General features: G+C 66.7%; 4 protein-coding genes and 1 pseudogene. All 5 read right to left on the bottom strand.

Features of this window, described 5'->3' with window-relative positions:
* Positions 1 to 666 (bottom strand): annotated as a pseudogene (locus HPC46_RS33590) (hypothetical protein); the annotation flags it as partial.
* 70 nt (positions 667 to 736) lie between these two features.
* On the bottom strand, positions 737 to 2,233 hold the full coding sequence (locus HPC46_RS35395; protein ID WP_233717021.1) for an EspK C-terminal domain-containing protein: 1,497 nt from the start codon (positions 2,231 to 2,233) through the stop codon (positions 737 to 739).
* 968 nt (positions 2,234 to 3,201) lie between these two features.
* Positions 3,202 to 3,639: a hypothetical protein gene (locus tag HPC46_RS33580; protein ID WP_179476316.1), complete on the bottom strand. Its 438-nt coding sequence runs from the start codon at positions 3,637 to 3,639 to the stop codon at positions 3,202 to 3,204.
* 205 nt (positions 3,640 to 3,844) lie between these two features.
* A complete protein-coding gene (locus HPC46_RS33575) occupies positions 3,845 to 4,114 on the bottom strand; it encodes a hypothetical protein (RefSeq protein ID WP_179476315.1) in 270 nt (89 codons plus the stop codon).
* Positions 4,115 to 4,199: 85 nt separating this feature from the next.
* Entirely contained in the window at positions 4,200 to 4,904 is a 705-nt protein-coding gene (locus tag HPC46_RS33570) for a hypothetical protein (RefSeq protein WP_179476314.1), read from the bottom strand.
* Positions 4,905 to 5,255 lie beyond the last annotated feature (351 nt).

The raw sequence follows: 5,255 nt of genomic DNA, 5'->3' as shown, positions 1-5,255 counted from the left end.
AGGGCGCGCGGCATGGTGTGGTGGGGCGAGGGGTGGTGGGCCAGGACGGGTGAGCGGACGGTCGGGGTGGAGAGAGAGGGCGAGTAGGCAGACGAGGGCAGCGGTGTGGAGGCGAATGGGGGAGGGCCGAAGAGTGGGGGCGGCCGGCAGGCGGCCGAGGATGAGGGGGGGAGCGGCGGGGGCGGCGGGGGCGGCCTGGCGGTAGGCCATCGCCATCTGCCGCATCCGGGTGGCCAGCAGCTGGTTTTGCGCCTTGGTCGACTCGATCTGGCGCTGCATCGCCGCTAGGCGGTCATCCATGCTGGTCACCAGCGTCTTCACCCCGGCCGGCGATCCGGTGGCCGGGGCGATCGCGGCCGCGGCGCTGGCCGCGCTCTGGCGCACTCCGGTGGCACCGGCGCGACCATTCTGGCCTTCGGCCGCCCCGGCAGCCGAGGTGCCGTTGGTTTGAGCATCCAGACCGGTCACGGTGCCCCAGGTGCGCTTATAGCCGTCCCCGGCGTTGCCGGCCCCGGTACTTAGTGCCGAATCGGCGGGAGCGGCCGGAACACCGGGACCCTGGCTGCTGACCGAGCCCGGACCACCGGCAGCGGGGAAAACACCTTGGGCAGAGGCCAACACCCGGTCAACCTGCGCGATATACGCGCCCACACCCGAGCCGCCCACCCGCTCAAACTAAAACCGCCACCACCCAAACAGCACCGCCCCAAAAAAGCAGGATGGTTAGCCGTACCGCTCAAACCAGAGCTGGGGCGCTCGCACCCGCAGTGATCGCGGCGTACACCACGTCAGCAAGATCACCGTTCTGCCAGCACAACAGCGTTTCCAGTCGGCGGCACTCTGTGAAAACGCGCTGGTAGGCCACCAGCTGCTGGGGCTCCTCCACGCCCATCAAACCCGGACGCTGAGCGCCAGCCATCAGCAGGTCGGTTTCGTATTGAGCCGTCAGATCGGCCCATTCGCGCTCTGAGGGCCACTGCCCGGCGATGATCGCGCGTGCCACTGACATAGCAGCCGTCGACATTTCCGGACCCGAGAACACCACGTGCTGGGTGAGCTGGCGCGCGTACCGCTCAGCTTCGTCAGCATCGCGCTGCAGCCCAACGAACACCGCAGGGGCGATGGTCTCCAGGCGGTGCGAGCGATCGCGAGTCAGCGCAGACGCCTCCGCCTCACTAGGCGGTCCGGCAGGAGCGACACCGATCGCGACATCCGGTGTCGCGGAACGGACTTCCTCAGAATCGTGCGCACACGTCGTGGCGATCGCAGACAGGGCATCGCCGCGCATCCGTACAGCCCTCAGCACAGTTGCCGCCGGGTTGGTCCAGCCCAACCAGCGGCCATCGAAGTCGGGATCAAAATGCGCGGCCAGCGGCATCGACCTGCGCACATACACACCCGGAGGAATGTACCCAGCGCCCTCGTTAGTGGTCACCCACATCTCCGGAAAGCCCGATGCCCCGCGAGTTACTGCCACCGCCCACTCCAAGCCTGGGTAGACCACGCTCGAGGCTGCCGCGAGATCAGCAACAGCGGTCCGCGCGTTCTCCAGATCGGTCATCGACACATCCCGACCCACCCGCTGGTTGTTCACCTCACGCAGACCCGGCAAGAAGCCTGGTGCCCCCGCGGCAGCAGCAGCGCCACCCGCCGCACCGGCGGCCGCAGGCGCCGAAGACACCGACCCCGCTGCACCGGCAGCTCCCGCCGGCGCAGTCGGCGCAGCTGGAGGAAGCACCGAACCATACGACGTCATCTGAGGAGACGCACCCGAAGATCCACCCGCGGCGCCTAGACCCCCGGCTGGCATCCCGCCCATACCGCCGCCGCTGCCGCCCGCGCCCACACCGGTCGGCGTAGCCGAAGCCGGAACAGTCGACGCTGTGGGTGCAGCTGATGCCGGGGCAGCGGTCTGCGCTAGCGGAGCCGCCGATAGCGGGCCCGAAGGTGTTTGCGGCGGCGCCGACGACGTGAGCGGCGGCATCCCGCCCGCCGCTGCGTTGCCCGCAGCCATGCCGCGGCCGAACTCGCTACCCAGCGATGCCGGGCTGGCGCTAGAGGCTGGCCCCTGCAAACTCGAAGCAGGGCTGGACATTCCGCTGACACCATTAGCGCCGCCGGACATGCCCTGCATGCCGCCCATTCCGCTACCCAGGCTGCTCAGCGGCGACGATCCCCCGCCTCCGGAGCCGCCACCACTTCCCATCGATGGCGGCGAGGGCATCGAGGGCATTGACGGCGCCTTGGGGACTCCGTTTGCTCCGACGTTTGGCTCCGCGGTCCCGCGTAGGGGGCCGACCGCAGTTGGTAAACCGTGGTCAGGTTGTGCTGCGGCACCTGGCCCATCCGACGCGCCGGTGTCGCGCCCGTGCCCGTCTCCATGATTTCCCGCAGACTGGACAGGATCGGTGGTGTGGGTGGTTGGATCGCCAGTGGAGTCGCCGGTATTCCTACCAGAATCGTCCGCAGGCTTGTCTTGGTTTGAGGGTGATCGTGGTGGTGCTTCGGGAATGCCAAACTTATTTGTGAGCATGCTCGTTTGTTCGGCCATCCACCCATGCAGCTCGGTGCGGTGCTCTTCGATGAGGGTGCGGTATTCCGTTAGGGTGACAGCGATTTGGGCTGTGGACACCCCTTTGGGTGCGTTGAGATACTTCTCGATCTCTTGATGCGCTTTGTCGTGAGCGTCGCGAATGTTGCGCTTGCCCAACCTAATTAGGTCGCTTAGCCGGCCTTGACTGGACGCCACCTCGTCGAGAACATCGACTACTGCGTTGTGAGCCTTATGCTCTGCATCGTAGTGCTCATAAGCAGCGTCCGCGCCTGCTCCATCGCTCCAGTGACCGCCTGGCGAGAACACATCGTCTCTTGAGCGTTCAGCAGCTGCAGAGGCTTGTCGGTGGTGTTCGCTGAGCTTCTTGAGTTTGTCCGCGGCTTGGGACAGCCCGCTCTCGGACTCGGTCGGCCATACACCGGGACCGATCAGAGAGCCGGTGAACATTCCCGGCTGGAGTTGAATGTCACCGCCGCCTGGCATGCCCAGGCCCGGTACATAGTTGTCCGGCACGGTCGGTTTCGCCGCGTTGAACTTCTCCAGCAACTTGGCGGCTTGTGAATTCGCCACCTCCGCAGCAGTTTTGGAGTGGCCAGCCTTCGTGGCCGCGTCCGCGACGGCGCTGCCTGCATTGGTTGCGGCTGGCATCAGCGCGGCAGCCCGCAGGCGTCAGCAAGTGTGCCGGTGGCGTCATTCGTCGCAGCAGTCAGCTGTTTGATTTCATCGAGGCTGCCCTGCCCTAAGCTCGCGTTCATCAAGTTCAGATTCGCCGCTACGTATTGCCGCGCAGGTGTTGCAACACTTTCGGGTGTTGCCGGTACGAGCGCTTGGATGATGGACACGGCTCCGGTGAGTTTTCGCAGCAGCACCGGGACATTGGGCTGCCCGTTGACGACCACACCACCTTGAGCTTGCTGACCAGCGGTCGACTTGTCGAATATCTGGCACAGGGACTGCTTAGCGTCGGCCTGTTCGGCCGCGGTGAATGTGGGAGTTGAAGGAGCGGCGGGCGCAGCCGCTGGGGTGCCTGCAGAGTGTGCGATCGCGTAGGTGATCGCCGCTGTTGCCGCGATGGCAACCACCATGAGAATGCTGGTTATAAGTGCCCACAGCCACATCTTGGGTGGCCGCGGTGCACCCTGCTGTAGAGGACCTGGAGCTCCGCCGGCCGGTGGCGGATTCCATCCGTAGGGCGGGACGTTAGGCGGAGCCGGCTGAGGCGGGACGCCGCCGGCCGGCGGTGCCCAGGCAGATGTGCCGGTGCTCATGGTGTGCCCCTCCCTTTGCCGCTTACGTCGTCAGCGTGGCTGCGTTCGCTTCTTCGGCTGTTTCGTAGGTCGCCACACTGGTCTGCGCAGCGACCGCCCCCGCGGTGGTCAGGCGGGCCAGATCGGCCAGCCGAGTCGCGATGAGCCCGGCGGCGATGGCGTTCGTTCCGCTCACGTACTGGCCCTGCGGCAGCGTGATGTCTGTCCCGGCGATCGCCGTCATACGCTGCTCGGCCACGGCCGCCAAGGCAGCCGAGGTGGCCTCGGTGTCGATGTGAGTTTTCGCGGGCATAGAGCCGATCCTACCTGCGGAGCAGGTCAAATACACCGCCCAAGAAAATTACCGCGGACGCTCGGTAAGACGCCCTCGGAGTGAATCAGCGCAGCAGGGCAGCCAGACGTGGGTCCTGCCACCACCGCTCTCCGAGCACTGCGGTCGCCGTCCACAGCGAGACCAGGGGTACCGCCGGACCTTGCATACGCACCGGTGGTTGCCCGTCGCTGGTGGCCAGCGTGAGCGTCCAGGTGTCCAGCTCCGGGTAAAACCCGCTGATGTCGCCGTACCAGAGGCTCGCCAGGCCTGAGCCGCCGTCGCCGTCCCAGATCAGACGGTCCGTGGTGCTCCACAGATGGACGCCCCGGTTGTCGCGCCAGCTCGGTTGGGCATCACGGCGCGCAGCGACCTTGCGGCGGTGGTTGATGGCGGCGTTGACCGCCAAGGCACCCACCATCACCGCCGGCCGACCGACGACGAAGTAGTCGCTTCGCGCGTACGTTCCGTCCCCGCCGTAGAGGAAACTCAGGGTCACGTCGGCTTCGAGCAGACCCTGCTCCTGATCTCCGAGGACCGGACCGAAGATGGCGATCTCCGGCGGATTGTGACCGGCCAGGTAGGCCTTCGCGCTCTCACGTGCGTGGTTCCACCACCACTGCCACGGATCGCGGGCTGCTTGCACCGCCTGCTGGCCGGGGGCTGGGCCCTGGGGCGTGCGCGGTGCGGCCGCGGGTGACGGCGCTGCCGGGAGCACGCAAAGATCACCGCTCGGCGCGGAGCCGGTTCGGAATTGCTCGTCCCACCACATGTGCCCAGTATCGAGCAGCGGTCCGACAGATTGCGACGCCTCTAGACTGCGAGTTGGCGCTGTCGGCTGAGCGCGGCTGACGTGATCCCAACCATTGCTGTGCTCGCCGGCAGTTGCTCGAACTTGGGCGGTGCAACGCCCTGCGCCGGGCCGCTAACGTTGCTGCGACGGGGTGTGGCTCAGCGCCGCACATACCAATCGGTCAGTAAAAGGGGAGGTCGAGATGGCACAGCTGAAGATCGACACCGCCGCCGTTGCCCATACGGGGGCTGTGGTGGCGGGGGCGGCCTCTGGTGGTTCCTCGCAGGGAATCACCGTGACGCCACCGGCCTCGGACCCGGTATCGGCAGC

The organism is Mycolicibacterium vinylchloridicum, from assembly GCF_013404075.1.
In the GTDB taxonomy this organism is placed as follows: domain Bacteria; phylum Actinomycetota; class Actinomycetes; order Mycobacteriales; family Mycobacteriaceae; genus Mycobacterium; species Mycobacterium vinylchloridicum.
The sequence above is the reverse complement of the archived record's forward strand: the minus strand, read 5'-3'. Positions and strand labels throughout refer to the sequence as shown.

Coding starts and splice junctions, on each gene's coding strand:
- HPC46_RS35395 (WP_233717021.1), bottom strand. CDS start 2,233: ATGCCCTCGATGCCCTCGCCGCCATCGATGGGAAGTGGTGGCGGCTCC.
- HPC46_RS33580 (WP_179476316.1), bottom strand. CDS start 3,639: ATGGTGGTTGCCATCGCGGCAACAGCGGCGATCACCTACGCGATCGCA.
- HPC46_RS33575 (WP_179476315.1), bottom strand. CDS start 4,114: ATGCCCGCGAAAACTCACATCGACACCGAGGCCACCTCGGCTGCCTTG.
- HPC46_RS33570 (WP_179476314.1), bottom strand. CDS start 4,904: ATGTGGTGGGACGAGCAATTCCGAACCGGCTCCGCGCCGAGCGGTGAT.